The 21660-nt window shown below is 62.8% G+C and carries 22 protein-coding genes and 1 pseudogene; 11 read left to right on the top strand and 12 right to left on the bottom strand.

What is annotated here, in order from left to right; translation table 11 throughout:
- Nucleotides 1-2: 2 nt before the first annotated feature.
- Entirely contained in the window at nt 3-752 is a 750-nt protein-coding gene (locus NKJ23_RS14505) for an amino acid ABC transporter ATP-binding protein (protein WP_031212005.1), read from the top strand.
- A 163-nt stretch (nt 753-915) separates the two neighbouring features.
- On the opposite strand, the gene NKJ23_RS14500 is transcribed toward NKJ23_RS14505, so the two are convergent.
- Genes NKJ23_RS14500 through NKJ23_RS14490 form a run of 3 tightly spaced genes read right to left on the bottom strand, consistent with a single transcriptional unit; the run spans nt 916 to nt 2942 of the window.
- Complete coding sequence (locus tag NKJ23_RS14500; RefSeq protein ID WP_352452778.1) at nt 916-1629, bottom strand: HoxN/HupN/NixA family nickel/cobalt transporter; 714 nt, start codon at nt 1627-1629, stop codon at nt 916-918.
- A 30-nt stretch (nt 1630-1659) separates the two neighbouring features.
- Nucleotides 1660-2682 (bottom strand): cation diffusion facilitator family transporter, encoded by a 1023-nt coding sequence (locus NKJ23_RS14495; protein ID WP_502898090.1) that lies wholly within the window; start codon nt 2680-2682, stop codon nt 1660-1662.
- The gene (locus tag NKJ23_RS14490) at nt 2679-2942 is read right to left on the bottom strand and encodes a metal-sensing transcriptional repressor (protein WP_023719742.1); all 264 of its coding nucleotides are present in this window, start codon (nt 2940-2942) and stop codon (nt 2679-2681) included. Before NKJ23_RS14490 ends, NKJ23_RS14495 begins: the two co-directional genes overlap by 4 nt.
- A 98-nt stretch (nt 2943-3040) precedes the next feature.
- On the opposite strand from NKJ23_RS14490, the gene NKJ23_RS14485 reads away from it, so the two are divergent.
- On the top strand, nt 3041-3712 hold the full coding sequence (locus NKJ23_RS14485; protein WP_352680730.1) for a TIGR02117 family protein: 672 nt from the start codon (nt 3041-3043) through the stop codon (nt 3710-3712).
- 134 nt (nt 3713-3846) lie between these two features.
- Here the strand turns inward: NKJ23_RS14485 and NKJ23_RS14480 are convergent, their stop codons facing one another.
- Both NKJ23_RS14480 and NKJ23_RS14475 read right to left on the bottom strand, forming a co-directional pair.
- On the bottom strand, nt 3847-5079 hold the full coding sequence (locus NKJ23_RS14480; RefSeq protein WP_352680729.1) for an FAD-dependent monooxygenase: 1233 nt from the start codon (nt 5077-5079) through the stop codon (nt 3847-3849).
- 19 nt (nt 5080-5098) lie between these two features.
- Nucleotides 5099-5344 (bottom strand): zinc-finger domain-containing protein, encoded by a 246-nt coding sequence (locus NKJ23_RS14475; protein WP_023677627.1) that lies wholly within the window; start codon nt 5342-5344, stop codon nt 5099-5101.
- A 149-nt stretch (nt 5345-5493) separates the two neighbouring features.
- Here NKJ23_RS14475 and NKJ23_RS14470 point away from each other — a divergent pair, with 149 nt between their 5' ends.
- From NKJ23_RS14470 to NKJ23_RS14460, 3 genes are read left to right on the top strand one after another with little or no spacing between them, the layout of a single operon-like run.
- The gene (locus NKJ23_RS14470; RefSeq protein ID WP_352616756.1) at nt 5494-7695 is read left to right on the top strand and encodes an RNA degradosome polyphosphate kinase; all 2202 of its coding nucleotides are present in this window, start codon (nt 5494-5496) and stop codon (nt 7693-7695) included.
- Nucleotides 7695-9227: an exopolyphosphatase gene (gene ppx / locus NKJ23_RS14465; protein WP_352680728.1), complete on the top strand. Its 1533-nt coding sequence runs from the start codon at nt 7695-7697 to the stop codon at nt 9225-9227. The genes NKJ23_RS14470 and ppx overlap by 1 nt, the downstream gene beginning before the upstream one ends.
- A gap of 48 nt (nt 9228-9275) precedes the next feature.
- A complete protein-coding gene (locus tag NKJ23_RS14460; RefSeq protein ID WP_352680727.1) occupies nt 9276-9902 on the top strand; it encodes a hypothetical protein in 627 nt (208 codons plus the stop codon).
- Between the two features lie 14 nt (nt 9903-9916).
- Here the strand turns inward: NKJ23_RS14460 and NKJ23_RS14455 are convergent, their stop codons facing one another.
- From NKJ23_RS14455 to betI, 5 genes are all read right to left on the bottom strand, one after another.
- Nucleotides 9917-10330, bottom strand: coding sequence for a DoxX family protein (locus NKJ23_RS14455; RefSeq protein WP_352680726.1), 414 nt, complete (start codon nt 10328-10330; stop codon nt 9917-9919).
- 144 nt (nt 10331-10474) lie between these two features.
- Entirely contained in the window at nt 10475-10909 is a 435-nt protein-coding gene (locus NKJ23_RS14450) for a DoxX family protein (RefSeq protein ID WP_352578283.1), read from the bottom strand.
- Nucleotides 10910-11068: 159 nt separating this feature from the next.
- Entirely contained in the window at nt 11069-12466 is a 1398-nt protein-coding gene (fumC, locus tag NKJ23_RS14445; RefSeq protein ID WP_352680725.1) for a class II fumarate hydratase, read from the bottom strand.
- A gap of 264 nt (nt 12467-12730) precedes the next feature.
- On the bottom strand, nt 12731-13489 hold the full coding sequence (locus NKJ23_RS14440) for an SDR family NAD(P)-dependent oxidoreductase (RefSeq protein ID WP_352680724.1): 759 nt from the start codon (nt 13487-13489) through the stop codon (nt 12731-12733).
- 114 nt (nt 13490-13603) lie between these two features.
- Nucleotides 13604-14206, bottom strand: coding sequence for a choline-binding transcriptional repressor BetI (gene betI / locus NKJ23_RS14435; protein ID WP_502902536.1), 603 nt, complete (start codon nt 14204-14206; stop codon nt 13604-13606).
- Nucleotides 14207-14328: 122 nt separating this feature from the next.
- Here betI and choX point away from each other — a divergent pair.
- From choX to NKJ23_RS14420, 3 genes and pseudogenes are all read left to right on the top strand, one after another.
- A pseudogene (gene choX / locus NKJ23_RS14430) lies at nt 14329-15263 on the top strand (choline ABC transporter substrate-binding protein).
- Entirely contained in the window at nt 15260-16120 is an 861-nt protein-coding gene (locus NKJ23_RS14425; protein WP_352680722.1) for an alpha/beta fold hydrolase, read from the top strand. The pseudogene choX and the gene NKJ23_RS14425 overlap by 4 nt, the downstream one beginning before the upstream one ends.
- 8 nt (nt 16121-16128) lie before the next feature.
- The gene (locus NKJ23_RS14420; protein ID WP_352680721.1) at nt 16129-17577 is read left to right on the top strand and encodes an amidase; all 1449 of its coding nucleotides are present in this window, start codon (nt 16129-16131) and stop codon (nt 17575-17577) included.
- Between the two features lie 47 nt (nt 17578-17624).
- Here the strand turns inward: NKJ23_RS14420 and NKJ23_RS14415 are convergent, their stop codons facing one another.
- A complete protein-coding gene (locus NKJ23_RS14415; RefSeq protein WP_352680720.1) occupies nt 17625-18419 on the bottom strand; it encodes an NIPSNAP family protein in 795 nt (264 codons plus the stop codon).
- Nucleotides 18420-18569: 150 nt separating this feature from the next.
- On the opposite strand from NKJ23_RS14415, the gene NKJ23_RS14410 reads away from it, so the two are divergent.
- The gene (locus NKJ23_RS14410; RefSeq protein WP_352452761.1) at nt 18570-18968 is read left to right on the top strand and encodes a hypothetical protein; all 399 of its coding nucleotides are present in this window, start codon (nt 18570-18572) and stop codon (nt 18966-18968) included.
- A 186-nt stretch (nt 18969-19154) separates the two neighbouring features.
- Complete coding sequence (locus NKJ23_RS14405; protein WP_352680803.1) at nt 19155-19766, top strand: TetR/AcrR family transcriptional regulator; 612 nt, start codon at nt 19155-19157, stop codon at nt 19764-19766.
- A gap of 49 nt (nt 19767-19815) precedes the next feature.
- Here the strand turns inward: NKJ23_RS14405 and NKJ23_RS14400 are convergent, their stop codons facing one another.
- Nucleotides 19816-20409, bottom strand: a complete 594-nt coding sequence (locus NKJ23_RS14400; protein ID WP_352680719.1) for a hypothetical protein — start codon at nt 20407-20409, stop codon at nt 19816-19818.
- Nucleotides 20410-20528: 119 nt separating this feature from the next.
- On the opposite strand from NKJ23_RS14400, the gene NKJ23_RS14395 reads away from it, so the two are divergent.
- A complete protein-coding gene (locus tag NKJ23_RS14395; RefSeq protein WP_352680718.1) occupies nt 20529-21659 on the top strand; it encodes a metallophosphoesterase in 1131 nt (376 codons plus the stop codon).
- Nucleotide 21660 lies beyond the last annotated feature (1 nt).

Here is a 21660-nt window from a genome sequence, read left to right as displayed (position 1 = left end):
AGATGCACATTTCCACCACCGATGTCGCCATCGACATCATTGCCATGCACAAATGGTACGGCGAATTCCATGTGCTGAAGGACATCAATCTAAAGGTGATGCGCGGCGAGCGGATCGTTATCTGCGGCCCGTCGGGCTCCGGCAAATCGACGATGATCCGCTGCATCAACCGGCTGGAGGAACACCAGAAGGGCAAGATAATCGTCGACGGCAAGGAACTGACCAACGATCTGAAGAAGATCGACGAGGTGCGCCGCGAGGTCGGCATGGTGTTCCAGCACTTCAACCTGTTCCCGCATCTGACCATCCTGGAGAATTGCACGCTGGCGCCGATCTGGGTGCGCAAGATGCCGCGGAAGCAGGCCGAGGAAATCGCCATGCATTTCCTCAAGCGCGTCAAGATCCCCGAACAGGCCAACAAATATCCCGGCCAGCTTTCCGGCGGCCAGCAGCAGCGCGTGGCGATCGCCCGCTCGCTGTGCATGAACCCGCGCATCATGTTGTTCGACGAGCCGACCTCGGCTCTCGACCCGGAAATGATCAAGGAAGTGCTGGAGACGATGGTCGGGCTGGCCGAGGAGGGCATGACCATGCTCTGCGTCACCCACGAGATGGGCTTTGCGCGCAAAGTCGCCAACCGGGTGATCTTCATGGACCAGGGCCAGATCGTCGAGCAGAACACGCCGGCCGAGTTCTTCGACCACCCCCGCCATGAGCGCACGAAGCTGTTCCTGTCGCAGATCCTGCACTGATCCTGTACGCCGGTTCGGGACAAGACCGGCGGATCAAGCCTCTCTGTCTTGCTGGCTTCGCGCGTATTCGACGAGCGCTGACCGTGCGCCCGGCGTCGCCTAGGCTCGTTCCATCCGCTGCACCGGCCCGGACGCCATGCAGTGGCTGGGGCCAAATTTTCTCTCAAGCTGAGGTGATCTGCCAGACAGCGACGCCGGCAAGGGCGAGACCGGCGGCGCCCTCGATGGCCCGGGAGATGGTTTCGAACAGCCGTGGCTGGCGCGCGAAAAACTGTACAAGCCGTTCCCGAAACACGATCGACAACACGGCGACGCAGGACAGCGTCAGCGCCACGCCGACCATCATGGTGATGGCAAACAGGACGCCCGCTGCCGGAACACCCCTGGACATCGCGAAAGTCATCGCGAAAAGCGTAAGCGGACATGGGATCAGGCCTGCCATGACGCCGACAGCCTCGCCCTCGTGCCTGTGGTGATGGCTGTGGCTCAAAGCGCGCCAGAGCATCCAGACGCCAATGAGGCCGAGCAGCCCGCGACTGATGTGCTCCAGAAGCGGAGCGCGGCCGACGCTGCCCAATGCTATTGAGACCAGTGGCAGCGAGAGAGCCGCAATCAGAACGGCAATCGTCACATGCGTGAACGATAGCGTGATAGATACGAGCAGACCACGCGAGACCTTCGCATCCGAACCGGCAAGATACGTCGCCAGGACGGCCTTGCTGTGCCCCGGCGTCAGCGCATGGGCAGCCCCGAACACGACGCCCATCGGCAGGAAAGCCATGAACGCCAGCCAATTGCCTCCGGCCGCAAGCAGCTTGATCTGTTCGCCGAGCGTCAGATAGATCGTGCGCTGAAATTCGACGAGCGTCTGGAACATCGGACGAGACTAGCAGAAAATCGGCGAGCGTCAGTGCATGTGGCCGTGGTCATGCGTGTGCTCGTGAGGATGGTCGTTCTCTCCACGTTCCGTTGAAAACCGCACATTCGCCTCAGCCAGGGCCGGCATATGCTGGGATAGTTCGTCCTTCAGCGCTGCGGCGATCTTGTTCGCCGCCGACAGCGGCAGGGTTTCGTCCGCGGCAATTGCGATGTCGGCGTGCAATCTATGACCGATCCAGCGCGCCTTGGCATCGACAATGCGCGCGCCCGGAACATGCTCGGCGGCATGTCGGATTTCGTCCATCACACCGGGTTCGATTCCATCCAGCATGCGGGTCAGCACCGAGCGGGCCGATTGCCAGACGATACCGAAGATCGCAATCGTGATCAGCAGACCGACGATCGGATCGGCCAAGGAAAAGCCGAACCAGACGCCGATGGCTCCGATGACCACGGCAAGGCTGGTAAGTCCATCTGTGCGGGCGTGGTAGCCGTCGGCAATCAGTGCCGCGCTGTTGATTTCGCGACCGACGCGGATACGGAACACGGCAACCGCCTCGTTGCCGAGGAAGCCGACAATGCCCGCCGCAGTCAGCCAGCCCAGGTGTGTCACCACTTGTGGATTGATCAGCCTGTCGATGGCTTGGTAGGCAGCGACTACAGCGCTGAACAGGATGATGAGCACGATGATGATGCCGGCCAGATCCTCGACCCGGCCCAAGCCATACGTGAAGATCCGCGACGGCTTGCGCCGCGCCAGCACGAACGCAATCCATAGCGGGATCGCCGTGGTCGCATCGCCGATGTTATGGATCGTGTCGGCCAGCAATGCCACGCTCCCCGACAACGCAACCACGACCATCTGCAATGCCGCGGTGATGGCCAGGATCACGAACGACCATTTGATTGCCCAGATGCCCCGGTCGGTGGTGGCAATTGTCGCGTCGATGACGCCATGGCTGTGACCGTGCGGACCGTGACCGCCGTGATGATGTGCGGCGTGCGAGCCGAACCCGAGCCAGTCCAGAATGCGGACTACGATGGCATTCATAGATATTTCGCCAGCTGCTTGAGTTCCGCCAGCGAGTTGCCGCCGGTTTCCACGCTGTCCGTCAGGCAATGCTCGATGTGATCGTTGATCAGCTCGCGCTTGGCGCTGCTGATGGCCCTTTCGACGGCATGAAGCTGCTGCGCCAGGTCAACGCAAGGGCGATGCGCCTCGATCATCGCCAGCACCGCCGCAAGGTGGCCTTGCGCGCGCTTCAGGCGCTTTATGATGGAAGGATGCGAGGCGTGGAGGTGATCTGACATGCTTGAGCATATCCTCCCGGGGAGGATACGCGTCAAGCTCAGCTGTGCAACGTTCGGAGGGGCTTCACCTTGAGCATTGCTTGTTCTATGCCTTTCCCATGAAGAAGCTTGCCCGTTTTCTTGGCCTGCTGGTCGTTGCAGCAGTCCTTGCGGTGGCGCTGGGCACGCTGCTGCCGCGCCCGCTCTGGCCGGCGGCCGTTGCCGATCCGATCGGCACAAGCCACCGTATCCTGGTGCTGCAAAATCCGATCCACACCGACATCGCCATCCCGGTCGACGACGATGTGCGCCGGCGCTTCCATTTCCTGGTCGATGCCGGCATTCCAGCAGACATGGCGGAGGTCCGCTACATCGTCTTCGGCTGGGGCGGCCGCGCCTTCTATCTGGAGACGCCGACCTGGTCGGAGTTGAAGGCGGTGCCGGTGATGAAGGCGCTGACGGTCGATGCCTCGGCAATGCATGTCGACATTTCCGTCGACATCGCCGAGCCGCATCGCGACGTCGCTGGCTTCGACATCGGCGAGGAGCGGTTTACGGCGCTGCTCGATTACATTGCGGCAAGCTTCCGGCAGGGACCGAACGGAGCCATGCCGATCGAGAATGCGGCGTATTCCCGTTTCGATCGGTTCTTCGAGGCCAATGGCCATTTCAACGCGCTGGTCGGCTGCAACACCTGGGCGGCGGCAGCACTGCGCACCGCCGGCCTGCGTACCGGCTGGTGGAACCCGCTGCCGGCCTCGCTCGGCCTGTCGATGCGGCTTTACAATTGAAGAGGGTTCCGGTTGATCAACGCCGCGATCCTTCGCGCCCCCCTCTGTCCTGCCGGACATCTCCCCCACGAGGAGGGAGATTAGCGGCTTCGGCGCCTTGCTAGGGGCGCTGTCCCGCCAGCCTGTCGTGCGTATCATCGCGCGCCATCGTCCAACGCCCGCCAGCCATAGAGCCAGTCGAGATCGGCGGCGAGTTTTTCGGGCGAGCGCATCGCCAGGAACAGGTTGCGGGCCATCGCCACCGGCCCGGCCGCATGCCAGGCGAGGCGGTTGACGACGCCGCGGCGGGCGACCTGGGCGACGCGCGGCCGCCGCGCCTGTTCCCAGGCGACAAGGGCGCTGCTGAGATCGGCAGGCGAGGTGGCAACGAAACCGGCAAGCGTTACCGCGTCCTCGATCGCCATCGCCGCGCCCTGTGCGGCAAACGGCGTCATCGCGTGCGCCGCATCGCCGATCAGCGCGATCCCTTCCGGCGTCGTCCACCGCCGCTGCTCGACGGTGTGGATCGGCCATGCCGTCCATGGCGCGGCCTCGCTCGCCAGACGGACCAGCGCCGGCGCGGCACCGCGCATGGCGCTGGCGAGGCTGGCGGGGTTGGCATGCCCCGACCAGCCCTCGGCGATGCGCTTGCCCCTGGTGAAGGCCGCGAGGTTGAAGGCAGTGCCACGGCTGACCGGATAGGCGACCATGTGGAAGCCGGGATAGAGGAATGCGGTAACGCAATCGGGCGCACCGATCACCCTGAAGGCTTGTCCGGCGGGGCTGTCGGCGGCCACCGTGGCGCGCCAGGCAAGCTCGCCCGAAAACCGGCTTCTGCCGAATTCGGCCGCCTTGCGCGCAAGCGTTTCTCGCACCGACGACCAGACGCCATCGGCGCCGATCAAAAGACAGCCAGCCTCGACCGTGTCGCCATCAGCCGATGCAGTGACGGTAACACCTTTCGATCCGGCTGCGATGTCGGTCACCCGCGCGCCGGCGATCAGATCGATACCGGGCTGCTCCGAAACTCGCTGCATCAGCGCTGACTGCAGATCCGCGCGGTGGGCAACGAGATAGGGCGCTCCCCAGCGCGTTTCGGCCGCCTGGCCAAGCGGTACGCGCGCCAGCTTGCGCAGCGTGGCGGCATCCTTGAGCACGACCGCCTCCGGCCGCACCGCCGTCGCCAGCAGCCGATCGAGTACGCCGAGCTGCCGTAGGATGCGCGTCGCGTTGGGCGAAAGCTGGATACCGGCGCCGGCAGCCTCGAGGTGCTCTGCCTGTTCGAACAGTTTTATCCGATAGCCGCGCTCGGCGAAGGCCAGTGCCGCGGTCAGCCCGGCGACGCCCGCCCCGGCGATGACCACCTGCCGGGACTGCGTTTCCTGCATCAGGTTTGTCGCGGAAGAATCAGGCGGCCTGGTCGAGATAGAGGCAGCCCGGCGGCTGCGTTTCCAACGCCTTCAGCTTCGGCGAATAGCGATAGAGCGTCGAGCAATAGGGGCAGACTTTTTCATTGTCGTCGCCCATGTCGAGAAATACATGCGGGTGGTCGAAAGGCGGATTGGCGCCGGTGCACATGAATTCCTTGACGCCGATGTCGATTGCCGGATAGCCCGCATCGTTCTGGAAATGGGGAATGGAACCGCCTGCCATCGTCGTCTCCTGATCTTGTCGATTGCATCTGGATCATAACCCGTCTCTTTGCAAGATCGATGAAATGAAACTGTCGCAAAAGCCTGTCAGAGGATAAGTTAAGCCGGTTAAGGCTATGGTCGTCGAACGGTGTGGGAAGAGCGGAAACCATGAACGAACTGAAGCCGGTGCAGAACGAATTCATCACCGTCGAGGCGGCGAGCCGCGAAGGCGGCAATCCCGACCGCTTCGTGAACCGCGAGTTTTCCTGGCTGCAATTCAACCGGCGCGTGCTCGAAGAGTCGCTGAACGCGAATCATCCGCTGCTCGAGCGTGTTCGTTTCCTGTCGATATCGGCCGCCAACCTCGATGAGTTCTTCATGGTCCGCGTTGCGGGTCTTGCCGGCCAGGTGCGCGAGGGCATCGTGCTGAAGAGCCCGGATGGGCGCACGCCCGAGCAGCAGCTTGAACAATTGCTGCGCGAGGTCGAGCGCCTGCAGGAGGACCAGCAGAAAAGCCTTTCGGCGCTGATGCTGCTGCTCGACAAGGAAGGCATCGAGAGCATCACCCGCGATGCGCTGAGCAAGGACGAGAAGATCTGGCTCGAGGACCATTTCCAGGAGCAGGTATTTCCGGTGCTGACGCCGCTGTCGATCGACCCGGCGCATCCGTTCCCGTTCATTCCCAATCTCGGTTTCTCGATGGCGCTGCAATTGCGCCACCGTAAGAACGGCGAGGAAATGAGCGCGCTTTTGCGCCTGCCGGTGGCGCTGAGGCGCTTCATCCGCTTGCCGGATCGCAAGCGCCATGTCCGCTTCATCCCGCTCGAGGAGGCGGTCGGCCTTTATATCGGCAAGCTGTTCCCGGGCTACGAGGTCAAGGGTTCCGGCACGTTCCGTATCATCCGCGACAGCGATATCGAGGTCGAAGAAGAATCCGAGGATCTGGTGCGCCTGTTCGAGACGGCGCTGAAGCGGCGGCGCCGCGGCTCGGTTATCCGGATCGAATTCGACCGGCTGATGCCGCCCGAACTGCGCGACTTCGTCGCCGGCGAGCTTGGCGTTTCGGCAAGCCGCATCAGCGTGCTCACCGGTCCGCTGGCGCTCAGCCAGATCTCGGAGATCGTCGCCGTCGCCCGCGACGATCTGAAGTTCACGCCCTACAATCCGCGCTTCCCCGAGCGCATCCGCGAGCATGGCGGCGATTGTTTTGCGGCGATCCGCGAGAAGGACATCATCGTCCACCACCCCTACGAATCCTTCGACGTCGTGGTGCAGTTCCTGCGCCAGGCAATGGCCGATCCGGAAGTGGTGGCGATCAAGCAGACGCTCTATCGCACCTCCAACGACAGCCCGATCGTGCGCGCTCTGGTCGACGCCGCCGAGGCCGGCAAGTCGGTGACCGCGCTGGTCGAGCTCAAGGCGCGCTTCGACGAGGAGGCCAACATCCGCTGGGCCCGCGACCTCGAGCGCGCCGGCGTCCAGGTCGTCTTCGGCTTCCTCGAACTGAAGACCCATTCGAAAATGTCGCTGGTCGTGCGGCGCGAGGATGGCAGGCTGCGCAATTACGTGCATCTCGGCACCGGCAACTACCACCCGGTCACCGCGCGCATCTACACCGACCTGTCCTTCTTCACCACCGCCCCGACGATCGCGCGCGATGTCGCCCAGCTGTTCAACTTCATCACCGGCTATGCCGAGCCGGCCGAGCAGATGCGGCTGGCCATATCGCCGTTCACGCTGCGCGACCGCATCCTCAAGCACATTTCGGACGAGATCAGTCACGCGCTGGAGGGCAGGCCCGCCCGCATCTGGATGAAGATGAACGCCTTGGTCGATCCGATCGTCATCGATGCCCTCTATGATGCCAGCCGCGCCGGCGTCGAGATCGATCTCGTCGTGCGCGGCATCTGCTGCCTGAGGCCGCAGGTGCCCGGCCTGTCGGAGAACATAAGGGTGAAATCGATCGTCGGCCGTTTCCTCGAACACAGCCGCATCTATTGCTTCGGCAACGGCCACGGCCTGCCCTCGGACGGGGCGATCGTCTACATCTCCTCGGCCGATCTGATGCCGCGCAATCTGGACCGCCGCGTCGAGACCATGGTGCCGATCACCAATCCAACTGTGCACGAACAGGTGCTCGGCCAGATCATGCTCGGCAACATCATGGACAACCAGCAAAGTTTCGACGTATTGGCTGACGGAACCTCCCGGCGCGTCGTGCTGGAAGAGGGCGAGGAACCGTTCAACGCGCAGGAATATTTCATGACCAATCCGAGCCTGTCCGGACGGGGCGATGCGTTGAAGTCGCATGCGCCCAAGCGCATCGCGCAGTTCAAGCGCCGCAAGAAACAGAACGCAGCGACGGGCTGATGATTTCAGCATCCCAGGGCCGGCTTCAGGACCGCCGACCGCTGTCCATTATCGATATCGGGTCGAATTCGATCCGTCTTGTCATCTATGAGGGGCTGGCGCGTTCGCCGACCTTGCTGTTCAACGAAAAGATGCTGGCCGGCCTCGGCCGCGGCATCGTTTCGACCGGAAAGCTCGATCCCGAGGCGGTGACGCGCTCGATGGAAGAATTCCGCCGCTTCCGCGCGCTCTCCGACCAGGCCGGCGCCGAGCGCATATATGTGCTGGCGACCGCCGCCGCTCGCGAGGCCGTCAACGGCCCCGACTTCATCCACCGCGCCGAGGATGTGCTCAAGACCGAGATCCAGGTGCTGAGCGGCCGCGAGGAAGCCCATTATTCGGCGCTCGGCGTCATCTCCGGTTTCCACCCGGCCAACGGCATTGCCGGCGACCTTGGCGGCGGCAGCCTCGAACTGATCGACATCGATGGTGAGACGATCGGTGACGGCATCACGCTGCCGTTGGGCGGCTTGCGCCTGCAGGACATGGCGAAGAACTCGCTGACCCAGGCGGCAAGGATCACGCGCGAGCAACTGGCGCGGGCGAAATTGCTGAAGGGCGGGCAGGGCAGGACCTTCTACACGGTCGGCGGCACCTGGCGAAATCTCGCCCGGCTACACATGGAAATGACCAACTACCCGCTCGGCGTCATGCACCATTACGAGATCGGCATCGAAAGCGCCGCGAACTTCCTCCGGCAGGTCGCCAAAGCCGAGATCGACAAGATCAAAGGCATCGAGGGCATCTCCAAGAACCGCCGCTCGCTGCTGCCCTATGGCGCCATCGTGCTGCAGGAGATCATGGCGGCGATGCAGCCGTCGAAGATCATCGTGTCGGCGCTGGGCGTGCGCGAGGGCTTTCTCTACTCGCTGCTCGACAAGGCCGAGCAGAAAGCCGATCCGCTAATCTCGGCGGCGGAAGAGCTTGCCCGCCTGCGCTCGCGCTCGGTCGACCACGCGCATGAGCTTGTCGAGTGGACCGGCAAGGCCTTCGCTGCCTTCGGCATCGACGAAACCAGGGATGAGGCGCGCTACCGCCACGCCGCCTGCCTGCTCGCCGATATCGGCTGGCGTGCCCACCCCGAATATCGCGGCAAGCAATCGCTCAACATCATCGCCCACGCGTCGTTCATCGGCGTCGATCATCCCGGCCGCGCCTTCCTGGCGCTTGTCAGCCTGTTTCGCCACGAGGGCGTGTTCAATGAAGCCGCTCCGGAAATCCGCGGACTGGCGACACCGCGCTATCTCGAGCGGGCCCGCGTGCTGGCCGCGCTGCTGCGCGTCGTCTATTTGCTGACCGCGGCAATGCCGGGCGTCATGCCACGGCTGAAATGGAAAAACCGCGGCAATGGCGTGCTGGCGCTGGTGCTGCCGGCAGCGCTGGCCGATCTTTACGGCGAGCGGCCGGCCGGCCGGCTGGCACAGCTGGCAAGGGTCACCAATCGCCGGCTGGTGCTGGCGGTCGAGGGCGGGCCTAGCATGTCTGTCAAATAGACGCCCGCGCTGTCGCGTCGCGACCGTTGAGGAAAGAAGGGAAACGCCGTGAAATCCAGGCAGGTTCTTCAGCTGTTGGTTGCGGCGATATTAGTCCTCTTCGCGGGCACCGCCAGTGCCCAGACGCTGTACACCCTGTCCGTCGTGGCCAAGGGGACGTTCGATCTGGATCGACATTATCCCAAAGAGCCGGGCGTCAGAACGCCGTTCAATTTTCATAGAATGCTTCGCGCACCCAAAAACAGAGAGAAAATAAACTACTTCGTGTTCAAGCCGAGCGCCGACATATTCAAGCTCATGAAATCCCTCTCGAAGAGCGATTTATTCTCACGCCTCGAGCCGTGTTCGAGAGGGGTCGATCGAACTCTTTCCGACAAGGCTCAGACCATCGGCGGGTCGATCAAGCCCATCGTGGGTCGGTCCGATCTGTTACCATACGTGAAGAGACAAGAACTGATTCAATCAGATGGTTATGTGTACGTCGCCATTGACAGCAATCTTCGAAATTACGTCAAGGACCCAAACGATTTTGGATCCGAGTGGGTGGCAATGGCGGTAAAGAAGAAACAGCTCTGTCTGTATGTGGGAGTGGGGGAGATGGGGTTCCGCGGTTTTGCGTCGGTGCCCGTCAATGTAAGCCGTCTCGCAAAATTTGTTTTTCTGGACACCAAATAAACCGGGTGACTTGCTCAGGCGCGGGTCCCAAACGCCCGGCCATCGAACGAATAGGTACCCGCGCCAGCCATTGCCAGCGCCAGAAAACCGCCTGATATCGCGATGTCCTTCATCAGCATCTGCGAATGCATGAAGGTCAGCGTCGGATCGCCGCCGCCCTGGCCATAGTGGCCGATGAACGCTGTCGCGACGCAAAAGGCGGCGAGCAGCAGCGCCACGATCGGCGTCTTGAGGCCGACGAGGATGAGCAGCCCGGCGATCAGCTCGAACAGGCTCGTCGCCCAGGCTACGAGCGTTGGCAGCGGCAGGCCGAGGCCGGCAAAATAGCCTGATGTGCCGGCAATGTCGGTCAGCGCGTGGAAGCCGGACGGCACGAACAGTGCGGCGAACAGCAGTCGGGAAAGCAGAAGCAGCGCATTGCGGGGCATCTTCACCTCCGTTGTCGACGGCCGCTTGGCCTGGCGCCCGATCTTAGCAGGTTTTCCGTCAGCGGACCGAAGGGCACAAACCGACAACGAAAAAGGGGCGCGGAAAATTCCGCACCCCTTTTGTCCAAGCAATGCTGGACTGCTTCAGCCGCGCTTGGCGTCGATCGAATAGGCGCCTGGGCCCGAGGAGGCCAGCACGAGGAAGCCGCCGGCAATCGCGACGTTCTTCAGGAAATTGATCATCTGCATCTGATCGGCCCAGCCGGTGTGGGCGACCAATGCGGTGGCAACGGTGAAGATCGCCATCACCCAGCCGACGATCCGGGTCTGGAAGCCGACGAGGATGGCGAGGCCGCCAAGCAGTTCGATAAGGCCGACGACAATGGCGGTCACCATCGGCAGCGGCAGGCCGAGGCTGCCGAAATAGCCGGCCGTGCCGGCAATCGCCGTCAGCTTGCCGAAGCCGGAAAGCAGGAAGATGACCGAAAGCAGGATGCGGCCGAGCAGGATCGTGCCCGAGGCGCCGGAGGCGGTGCCGGAACCGGCAAACGAAGTGTTGGTCGACGTGTTGGTGGACATGCGTAACTCTCCAGAAGGGTTTGGCCAAACGGCTTGGGATACCCGTCTAGTTAGCGCAGGCCGACTGTTCACCAAAGACACCAGATTGGTTACGGATTGTTCACCAAGGTAACGTTTTCGCGATCAACATAGGTGTTGAGATCCAGGCATTTCAGCACCCTAGCCCGGATGCGTCATGTCCTCCGGCCGCACCAGCCGCTCATAATCGGCTTCGCTGACCAGCCCGGTGGCCAGCGCTTCCTCGCGCAGCGTTGTGCCGTTCTTGTGCGCCGCCTTTGCAATCTTGGCCGCGTTGTCGTAGCCGATCGTCGGCGCCAGCGCGGTCACCAGCATCAGCGAACGGTCGAGTGCCGCCTTGATGTTGTCCTCGCGGGCCTCGATGCCGACGACGCAATTGTCGGTGAACGACACCGAAGCGTCGGCCAGCAGCTGCACCGACTGCAGGAAACAATAGGCCATCAGCGGATTGTAGACGTTGAGTTCGAAATGGCCCTGGCTGCCGGCGAAGCTGATCGCCGCATTGTTGCCGAAGACCTGCACGCAAACCTGCGTCATCGCTTCGCACTGGGTCGGGTTGACCTTGCCCGGCATGATCGACGAGCCCGGTTCGTTTTCCGGCAGCGACAATTCACCGAGGCCCGAACGCGGGCCGGAACCGAGCAGACGGATGTCGTTGGCGATCTTGAACAGCGCCGCCGCGCAGGCATTGATGGCGCCGTGCGAGAAGACCATGGAATCATGGGCGGCAAGCGCCTCGAACTTGTTCGGCGCGGTGACGAAATCGATGCCGGTGATCGCGGCGATACGCGCCGCCACCTTTTCGGCAAAACCGACCGGCGCGTTGAGGCCGGTGCCGACCGCGGTGCCGCCTTGCGCCAATTCCTGCAGGCCGGGCAGGGTCAGTTCGATGCGCTTGACCGACGAGGCGACCTGCGCCGCATAACCGGAGAATTCCTGGCCGAGCGTCAGCGGCGTCGCGTCCTGTGTATGGGTGCGGCCGATCTTCACAATATGGGCGAAAGCCTTGGTCTTGGCCTCGAGTGCCGCATGCAAATGTCTTAGCGCCGGCAGCAGGTCGTGGATGATGCGCTCGGCGCAGGCGATGTGCATGGCCGTCGGATAGGTGTCGTTCGACGACTGGCTCATGTTGACCTGGTCGTTGGGATGCACCGGCTTCTTCGACCCCATGACGCCGCCCAAAAGCTGGATCGCCCGGTTGGAAATCACCTCATTGGCGTTCATGTTGGACTGGGTGCCTGAGCCGGTCTGCCAGACGACCAGCGGGAAATGCTCGTTCAGCTTGCCGTCGATGACCTCCTGGGAGGCCTCGATAATGGCCTTGCCGATCGCCGGATCGAGCCGCTTCAGCTCCATATTGGCCTCCGCTGCCGCCCGCTTGACGATGCCCAGCGCCCGCACGATCGAGGCCGGCTGCTTTTCCCAGCCGATCTTGAAATTGGCCAGCGAACGCTGCGCCTGCGCGCCCCAATAGCGGTCGGCGGCGACCTCGATGGGACCGAACGTGTCGGTTTCGGTTCTGGTCTCTGGCGCGCTCACGAAGTCTCTCCGGTTTGCATTTTGCAAACGGCGTATCGCGTTGCACAAATGCCTTCAAGCGGAGATTGCGGGTGACGGGAATGCAAATCGGTTGAAGGTGCTGGCAATCTCCCCACTTGAGGGGGAGATGTCGCCGAAGGCGACAGAGGGGGTCGGTAGGTCTTGACGCAACTCCCATAGCGGACGGAACAGGCTGGTGTTCCACGCGAGACGACCCCCTCCGGCCTGCCGGCCATCTCCCCCTCGAGGGGGGAGATCGCAACCTCACCCCGCCGTGTATCCTCCATCCACGGCAAAGATTCCGCCGCTGGTCCATGCCGCTTCGTCGCTGGCGAGATAGACCGCGATGCCGGCAAGGTCGCCGGTTCGGCCGATGCGGCCGAGCGGGTAGCTGCGCTCGACATAGGCCTTGAGCTCGGCTTGCGCGGCCTCAGGCAGGTTTTCGATCGACCTGCGCCGCATCGCTGTGTCGACCGTGCCGGGCGCGATGGCGTTGACTCTTATGCCGCGCGGCCCGAGCTCGAAGGCGAGCGACTTGGTCAGCGAATTGAGCGCGCCCTTCGACAGCGAATAGAGGCTGGACGGCCGCTTCGGGATCATCTTGTGCGCGAAATAGGACGAGATGTTGATCACCGAAGCCGCACCCGGCGCGAGATGCGGCAACAGCCGTTGGGTGAGAAAGAATACCGCCGTGACGTTGAGCGCGAACGACTGCTGGAACTGGTCCTCGCTGACGGTCTCGAACGGCACAAGGAACGCTACGCCGGCATTGTTGACGAGGATATCGACAGGTGGGCCGCGCCTGGCATGCTCGACCACGGCATTGATCCCGGCGCTGGCCGACAGGTCGGCCGAAAGCGTTCCGACATTATCCCCGAGCTGCTTGCGGGCGGCGTCGAGCTTTTTGCCTTCGCGGCCGACGATCAGCACGTCCGCGCCTTCGCGCAAGAAAGCCTCGGCGATTGCCAGCCCGATCCCGTCCGAGCCGCCGGTGACCAGTGCCCGTTTGCCGCCTAGTCTCATCCAACACTCCCGCGCACTGCCGTCTTGTCTGGCAAAGGAGAGCAGCGCCGTTGCCGATTGTGGTCAAGCCGCCGGCCTATCCTACAATATGAACTTTCGGCTGATGCGCCCTGGCTATTCGGCAGCGGCTGCACCGCGCCGAACAGCCAGCCGGGTAGCGACGAAATTCTTGACCTGATGAATGGCCTGTTCACGCGTAACGCTGCCTGGCTGCAGGCCAAGCCGCAACCACAGCCCGTCGATCAGGGCGGTGACGCCGAAAGCGATCTCGTCAGCATCGCGTGCCGGCGCCAGACCGCGCAGGCCAGACAGCAGGTTGGAGCGCATGCGCGCATGGATCACCTTCTGGATGCGGGCAAGCTTTTCGTCGCGCGGCACCTCCGCGCAAAGCGAAAGCCAGGCGTGGCAGAGGGACGGCTGGAAGAGATGCGGCTCGAAATTGCCTTCGATGATGGCATCTATCCGTTGCATTGGCGTACGCGCCTGCCTCAACCGCTCCACCACCGCATGACGCAGCACCAGGTTCGATTCGCGCATGGCATGCTCGAACAGCTCCCGCTTGCTGTTGAAATAGTGCAGCACGATGCCCTTCGACGCGCCGGCCTGTGCCGCCACTTTTTCTATGGTCGCGCCAGCTATGCCTTCGCGCTGAAGCACGGCAAAGGCGGCCTGCCGCAGCTCCTTGCGGCGTATGTCGCTGAGACGCTTGAGTTTCACGGGCCGGATCCATGCATCGAAAACCGACGTTGACATTTTCGTCCGTCGAGATCAAGAATTGACCGTTGGGACAATATAAAAACCGAGTGGTCAACATCGTTGGTGAAATGAGGAGAACCGAAATGCTTCGTAGCCTTGGAATAGGCGCCTCGCTCTACGTCCTGCTGGCGATCCAGCCGGCCTTTGCGGCTGAACCTGAGCAATGCAAGGTCGTGCGCATGGCCGAGCCTGGATGGAACGACCTTGCCTTCACCACCGGCGTCACCAGCGTCTTGCTCGATGCGCTCGGCTACAAGCCGGCAAGCTCGCTTCTGGGCATCAACGTCATCTATGAATCCTTGAAGAACAATGATTTGGACGTGTTCCTTGGCTATTGGGATCCGGCGATGATCACCTACTACGAGCCCTATAAGAAGGGCGGCTCGGTAGACGATGTGCGCGTCAATCTCGTCGGCGCCAAATACACCTTTGCCGTGCCGACTTACGTGTGGGAGGCCGGCGTCAAGGATTTTGCCGACCTGCAAAAGTTCGCCGACAAGTTCGGCAGGAAGATGTACGGCATCGAGCCGGGCTCGAACCAGCTGATGATGGACGCATCGCCGATAAGTCGCTCGGCCTCGATGGCTGGCAGGTCGTCGAATCGAGTGAAGCCGGCATGCTTTCCGAGGTCGGCTACGAGATCAAGGAAAAGCGCTTCATCGTCTTCCAGGGCTGGGCGCCGCATCCAATGAACACGATGTACGACTTCAAATATCTGAGCGGCGGCGACAAGTTCTACGGCCCGAACTTCGGCGCCGCGACGGTGACGACGCAGGTGCGCAAGGGCTATCTGCAGCAATGTCCGAATGTCGGGCAGTTGCTGAAGAACCTCGCCTTCGATGTCGATTTCGAAAATCTCGGCATGGGCTATCTCATCAATGACGGTATGAAGCCGGAGGAAGCCGGCCTGAAGGCCCTCAAGGAGAATCCGGATAGGCTCGGCGCCTGGCTTGCCGGTGTCACCACATTCGATGGCAAGCCCGCGCTCGACGCAGTCAAGCAGCAGCTCGGCCTGTGATATCGGCCGATCAGGCGGGCTGGAACGGCCGCAAGCGCAGGGTCGGTGCCGGCTGCACTGAAACGGCCTGCGTCGAAATCGCCGGGCAGGAGCCCGCGCTGGTGCTGGTGCACGGCTTCTCCGACACGAGCCGCAGCTTCTCCTTGCTGGCGCCGCATCTCGCCGGGCGCCGGCTTGTCATTCCAGACCTGCGCGGGCATGGCGCCTCGCCGGCCGGGACACGCGGCTTCGCCCCAGCGGATTTCGCGGAAGATGTGGCGAGTTTGATCGAGCGATTGCGGCTCGAGCGGCCGGTTCTGGTCGGGCATTCCCTGGGCAGTATGGTGGCGATCGAGGCAGCCGCGCGCTACGCCGAGATGATCGGCGGCCTGGTGCTGATGGCCGGAACGCTACGGCCGCAGATCGGTGAGGATCACCCGATGACCATTGGTGTGCGGGCACTTCGAGACCCGATATCGCCGGCCGATCCGTTCTATGACTACTGGCATGCCTGCGAGGCCGAGGTTCCAGCGGAATTCCTGACCATGACTGCGGAGGAGGCGTCAGCCATGCCGGCGGCACTCTGGCGCGCAATCCTGGAGCAGGTTCGGCGCATCGATCTGACCGACAAGGCGCGCATGCTGCGCCTGCCGGCGCTTGTCATTGCTGGCGCGCACGACCTGCTCTTCGACGAAACGCACCAACGGCGGCTCCTCGAAGAAATCCCTAGCGCCGCGTTCGTAAGCGCGGTGCGATGCGGACACAACCCGCACTGGGAGGATCCGGCATTGGTCGCGGCAGCCATCGGCCGGTATTTCAAGGTCCGGACCAAAGCTGGACCCCAGCCGACAGCCGAAGCGACCGGTAGTCCGGGCTGAGAGCAGTCATGAATCTTTCCGAATACGTGGCGTTGGATGCCGTCGCCCTGGCCGGGCATGTTCGCTCGGGCGAATTATCCGCCGTCGAGGTCGTCGAGGCGGCTATCGAAGCGATCGAAAGCATCAATCCCGCCATTAATGCCGTCACGCTGATCGATGCGGACCGGGCGCTTTCCGTTGCGGCAAGCTGCAACCGGCAGGCGGCACTCGCCGGCATTCCTTTTCTGGTCAAGGACACCGGCGTCAATGTACGGGAGTGGCCGACGACGCACTCGTCGCTCTACTTCAAGGATGCCGCGCCGAAGCCCGACAGCGAGATCGTCCGGCGCTGGCGGGCCGCCGGTCTGATCTTGCTGGGCAGGACAAACACGCCTGAATTTGCCAACGACTTCGTCACCGAACCCAGCTTTCGCGGCCCCACCTCGAACCCCTGGGATCCTTCGCTGACGGCGGGCGGCTCAAGCGGCGGAGCTGCTGCCGCGGTGGCGAGCGGCATGGTGCCGGTCGCCCACGGTTCCGATATCGGCGGATCGATCCGGGTGCCGGCTGCCTGTTGCGGCGTGTTCGGCATGAAGCCGTCGCGCGGGCTCACGCCTGTCGGGCCTGGTCGAGGTCAGGTCGGCGCCGGGCTCTACGCCGAGAACGTGCTGTCCCGCACCGTTCGCGACAGCGCCGCCATGCTGGACATGACTGCCGGTCCAGAACAAGGAGCGCCTTACTCCGTGTCCAAATCGGTGCCGTCCTACCTGGACTGGCTGTCTTCGCCCGGCGAGCGTCTGCGCGTCGCGTGCCTGGCGCGCCGGCCGGACGGCACGCCCGTCGCGTCCGAGATCGGGGCAAGATTCCAGGAAGCCATGATCCTCCTCGAGGACAGGGGGCACGAGGTCACAGAGGCGCGTTTCCCGCGGGAAGCCAGCGCCGAAGCGGACTGGAGCATCTTCTGGATGTCGGAGGTCGCGCGGCTGATTGACGAGCGCGCCGACGAGATCGGGCAGATGCCGGGGGCCGGCGAAATCGAAAGCCTGACTCGTCACGCGCTCGACTGTTTTCGGCGATCCTCGGCCGCCGATTATCTCAGGGCGCAGGACCATGTGCACAGCGCTTCGCTGGCGATGGCGATGGCGTTCGATGGGTTCGACCTGATCATGACGCCGACGACGGCCGAGCTTACGCCCCGGCTTGGCGCCATCCATGGCGATGGTGCTGTCTTCGATTACGAGGCTTGGGCGAGCCGGGCTTACGGCTTTGCGCCTTTCACCGAAATCTTCAACGTGACCGGCCAACCGGCCGCCAGCCTGCCGCTTTTCCAGTCGAAAGACGGCCTGCCGATTGGCATCCAGCTCATTGGCCGCAAGAACGAGGATCACCGGCTGCTGCGCGTTTGCCTTGACCTGGAGCAGGCAACCGCATGGACCACGCGTTACCAGGTGATCCATGGCAGGCATTTTCAGGCGTGAGCCAGACAGAGGGTTCAGTGCACATAGGTGGCTTTCAACGGCGTTGGTCACGCCGGCGTTGGCTGTCCGAGCAGCGATCGCGCCGTCGGCGCCAGGCGCAGAACCTCCACGGGCCTGGCCAAATCCCACTGCGCGGCCTGCTCGAATTCCTGCCATCTCGGGAAGGCAGCCAAGGCTGCCTCGTGGCGGGCATGTGCATCGGCGCTGGCGAAACCGGTGATGCTGATGAAGACGTTTTCGCTGGCCCGCACCGGCAGCCGCGGAAAGCTGTTTTCGGCATGTTCGGTAACGAAGGCGGCAAGCGGCCGTGCGCCAAGTGCGGCGAGCACCGGAAGAGCTGCGGTCTGACACTCCTTGGCGAAACGGGCTTCCAGGCCCGGTTGCAAATGGTGAATCTTGATGACAACAATTGCCTGCAAATCGCTGCTTGCGCTCGGTTTTTCGAGGTCCGACCGGGGTACTCGTTTCGATCCCGAGAGGTCTAGGCTCGCGCCCGGCCAGGCCGGCTTCAGCAGCAGCACGTCGTCGGATGAGATCATCGTGGCGTTGGCGGCGTCGCGCCAGGCAGCCCAGACCGGCCCGTCATAGAAGGCGGTCAGAGCGTGTTTCCGCGCTTCCATACCGTCGAAGCCGCGCAGCCAGACGAACATATCCGGCCGGTCGAGATCGCGGAACTGGCCGATGATGGTCATCCCCGCGGTTTCCTGGCCCTCGATCAGGTGATTGTCGAAGATACCGATCAGCGTCTCGCGCCTGCCGGGTTTCAGCGTGTATTGCCTGAGTTCGACAACGGGCGAGCCGAGCAGATCGGATTTAGATTCGACGTTCAAAGGCAGGTTCATTGCGCGATCTCCACAACAGGACAGTCATCCTGTTTTACAAAACAGACCGGTTGTCCTGTTTTGTCAATCTGCTATCGTGTGAAGATGTCAGCAGAGATATCCGCTCGCCCAAGGTCGCGGCCTCAAAAACGCACCAACCACCCCGAAGGCATGCGCAAGAAAGTGCTCGATGTGAAGCAGCCAGAAGCGCCAAGGGACCCCGAAAGAGAATACGTTGAGGCTGCCATATTGCACCGTCAACTACTTGAAATGGGGGATGTCAAAGGATCGAATGCGGCTCACGACCGCTTAATCCGCGCAATAAGAGAGATCAGGAACCGACCTGATCTTGGCCGATCTTTTCTGTTGGGAACCCTGAGGCATACAGACGAAAATGTCAGGTTCTGGAGTGCCGGGCACCTTTTGCCACTCGAAGAAAAAATGGCTCTTGCCGATTTGAAGAGCCTCGCAAGAGACGCGAAATCGTCGGTGGTTAGTTTAAGTGCCGATGTGACCGCAACGGAGTGGCGAAGAGGCACGCTGGATATTGATTGGTTCATGAAAGAGTAGAAGCAGCGCCTCGTCCGAATCGATCACTGGCCGTTGGCGGCGTCGCGCCAAGCAAACCCTACCGGCTGTTTTACAAAACAGACCGGTTGTCCTGTTTTGTCAATCTGCTATCGTGTGAAGATGTCAGCAGAGATATCCGCTCGCCCAAGGTCGCGGGCTCAAAAACGCACCAACGACCCCGAAGGCATGCGCAAAAAGGTGCTCGATGTCGCCGAGGAGGCGTTTCAGGCACGCGGCTATCATGCATCCAGCATGGGCGACCTGATGGCGACGGCGGGCGTCACCGGCGGCGCGCTGCACCACCATTTCCCAACCAAGAAGGCGCTGGCGCTCGCAGTGATCGAGGAGCGGGTCGCCGCCGCCGTAGAAGAGACATGGATCGCGCCGATGCGGATGGCTCTCTCAGCGCGCGAGGGCGTGCGCTCCGTGTTCGCGGCCGTCGCGGCGGAGCTGGAGCAGCAGGGTTTCGTGCGCGGCTGCCCGCTCAACAACCTGGCGCATGAACTGTCGCTTGCCGATCCGGATTTCCGCATTGCCCTTGCCGGCATTTTTTCTACCTGGCGTCAGGCGATCGCCGACAAGATCAGCGCCGACCAGCAGGCGGGCCGGGAGCTAGGTACCGATCCGCAGCGCTTCGCAGCGCTCGCCGTCGCCAGCTATTCGGGCGCCATGTCGATGGCCAAGACAGCACAGGACGCAGGCGTGCTGCGTGACTGCCTGATGGCGTTGGAGCAGGGAGTTATGTCGTCCAAAACAGGAACGAGGCGACGTAGCAGGATACTGCACAGAGCCCTCTGACGCCGGCAGGACAGTCGCTCACTATGACCGAGGCGGGGAGGCCGAGCTCTTAATTCGGCAGCGGCTTGATCAGCTCGTAGCCGACCACGCTTTCGGCACTGGTGCCCTCGTCATAGCGCCTGGCCACAACTGCCTGCAGGTCGGGTGCGTAAAGCGCGGTAAACTCGTCCCGCATCTCGCCGGCCTCGCTCCTGATCGTCTGCTTGACCGCGAGCACGGAGTATTTGCATTCACCCAAGCTGAACGTCTCCTTGCCCTTGATGTTGATCTCCAGCGTCTCGGTGCCCTTCGGCGGCTTATTCGGCGCGAGGCGGGCAAACACGATCTTGCTCTTGGCCCCCGCCTTCAGCGGGAACACCTTCCTGAGATCGGAAAACGGGATCATCGCCAGCTGCCCCGTGCTGCTGTCGCGAAACACCTCGATCAGCCCGCCGAACAGGTACTGCGACTGCGGCGATTGCGACTGGTATTTGTTGGCCACGGCAACCATTCCGCCCGCCGCCGGACGAAATTCGCTGTGGATGCCGGGCCTTTCGAGAATGAAGCCGGCCTTGGCCGATTTGGCGTCGATGCACCCGGCGCCATGCGCTGCGCTCGTCACCGCCAGAATCGCCATTGGCATGCCGATGGATGTAGCTTTCATGGCGTCCTCCTCTGCCCGCGCAAGTTGAATACCGAAAGCAATGCCAGACCTGGGAGAACGTGTCGACACACTTTGCGAGCAACTGGACTGCCGGTCCGCGTCGTGCTGAATTTTAGCGCATGATGCATCGTATTTCCGCCCGGCCGGTTTCCCGGCGCAGGTTCCTGATGAAGGCAGCGGCCGTTGCCGCGGCCGGCGCCGTTTCGCGCCCGGCCTTCGGCCAGACCGGCCAGCGTATCCCGCCGATCGACGCCACCTTCTTGTTTATCGCTGATGTCCATGCCTGCCGCACGGCGAACGGATTGAGCCCGCATTGCGAGCAGGAGGGCAAGACCGACGCTGCCTTGCTGCGCAACGTCGCCGCACTCAACGGCGTCGGCGACAGGCAATGGCCGGCTGAAATCGATGGCGTTGCCACCGCCCTGCGCTCGACGGGCAAAATCGGCACGCCGCTCGGCCTCGTCGTTGGCGGCGACATCACCGATGATGGCGGCGGCCAGATCACCCAGCCCAGCGAGGGCACGCAACTGCTTCAGTTCAGCCAGCGCTACCAGCAAGGCGTCGGCCCCGACCGCGTGCACATGCCGGTCTATGTCGGCCTCGGCAACCACGACCTCGACCAGAACGGCCCGCGCTCGCATGTCGACTGGTACCGCCGCGAAATGCGCGACTACGTCGAGGTCAACCACCGCCCCGGCGTGTTCTTCAAGCCGCCTGCGCCGGCGACCGACTACGATGTCGCGACCGATTGCTATTCATGGGATTGGGGCGGCCTGCATCTTGTCCAGACGCACCGTTTCGCCGGCGATACCGGCCATGGCGCCGTCAGCAGCCTGCCATGGCTGAAGCAGGACCTGGCGACTTATGCCGGCGACGGCCGCCCGGTCATCCTGTTCCAGCATTATGGCTGGGATACTTTTTCGATCGAAAGATGGGACGCCGCCGAGAAAACCTTCGACGACCGCGGCAAGGGTCCGCCGCACTGGTGGAGCGAAGCCGACAGGCAGGCGCTGCTGGCTGTGCTGAAGGGTTACAACGTCGTCGGCATCTTCCATGGCCACCAGCACGCGACGCCGATGATCTACCACCGTGACGGGGTCGACTTGTTCAAGCCGAAGGCCGCCTTCATGGGCGGCTTTGCGTTGGCGCGGGTGACGGGAAACAGCATGGATGTGGTGCTGGGCGAAGCCGCCGGAGATCATGGCGAGGTCACCTTCACCAATGCATACAGCAAAAGCCTGACTTTCTGAC

This window comes from Mesorhizobium sp. M0184, from assembly GCF_040322215.1.
Lineage (GTDB): Bacteria > Pseudomonadota > Alphaproteobacteria > Rhizobiales > Rhizobiaceae > Mesorhizobium.
Note: the sequence above shows the minus strand (reverse complement) of the source record. Positions and strands in the feature narration are given on the sequence as shown.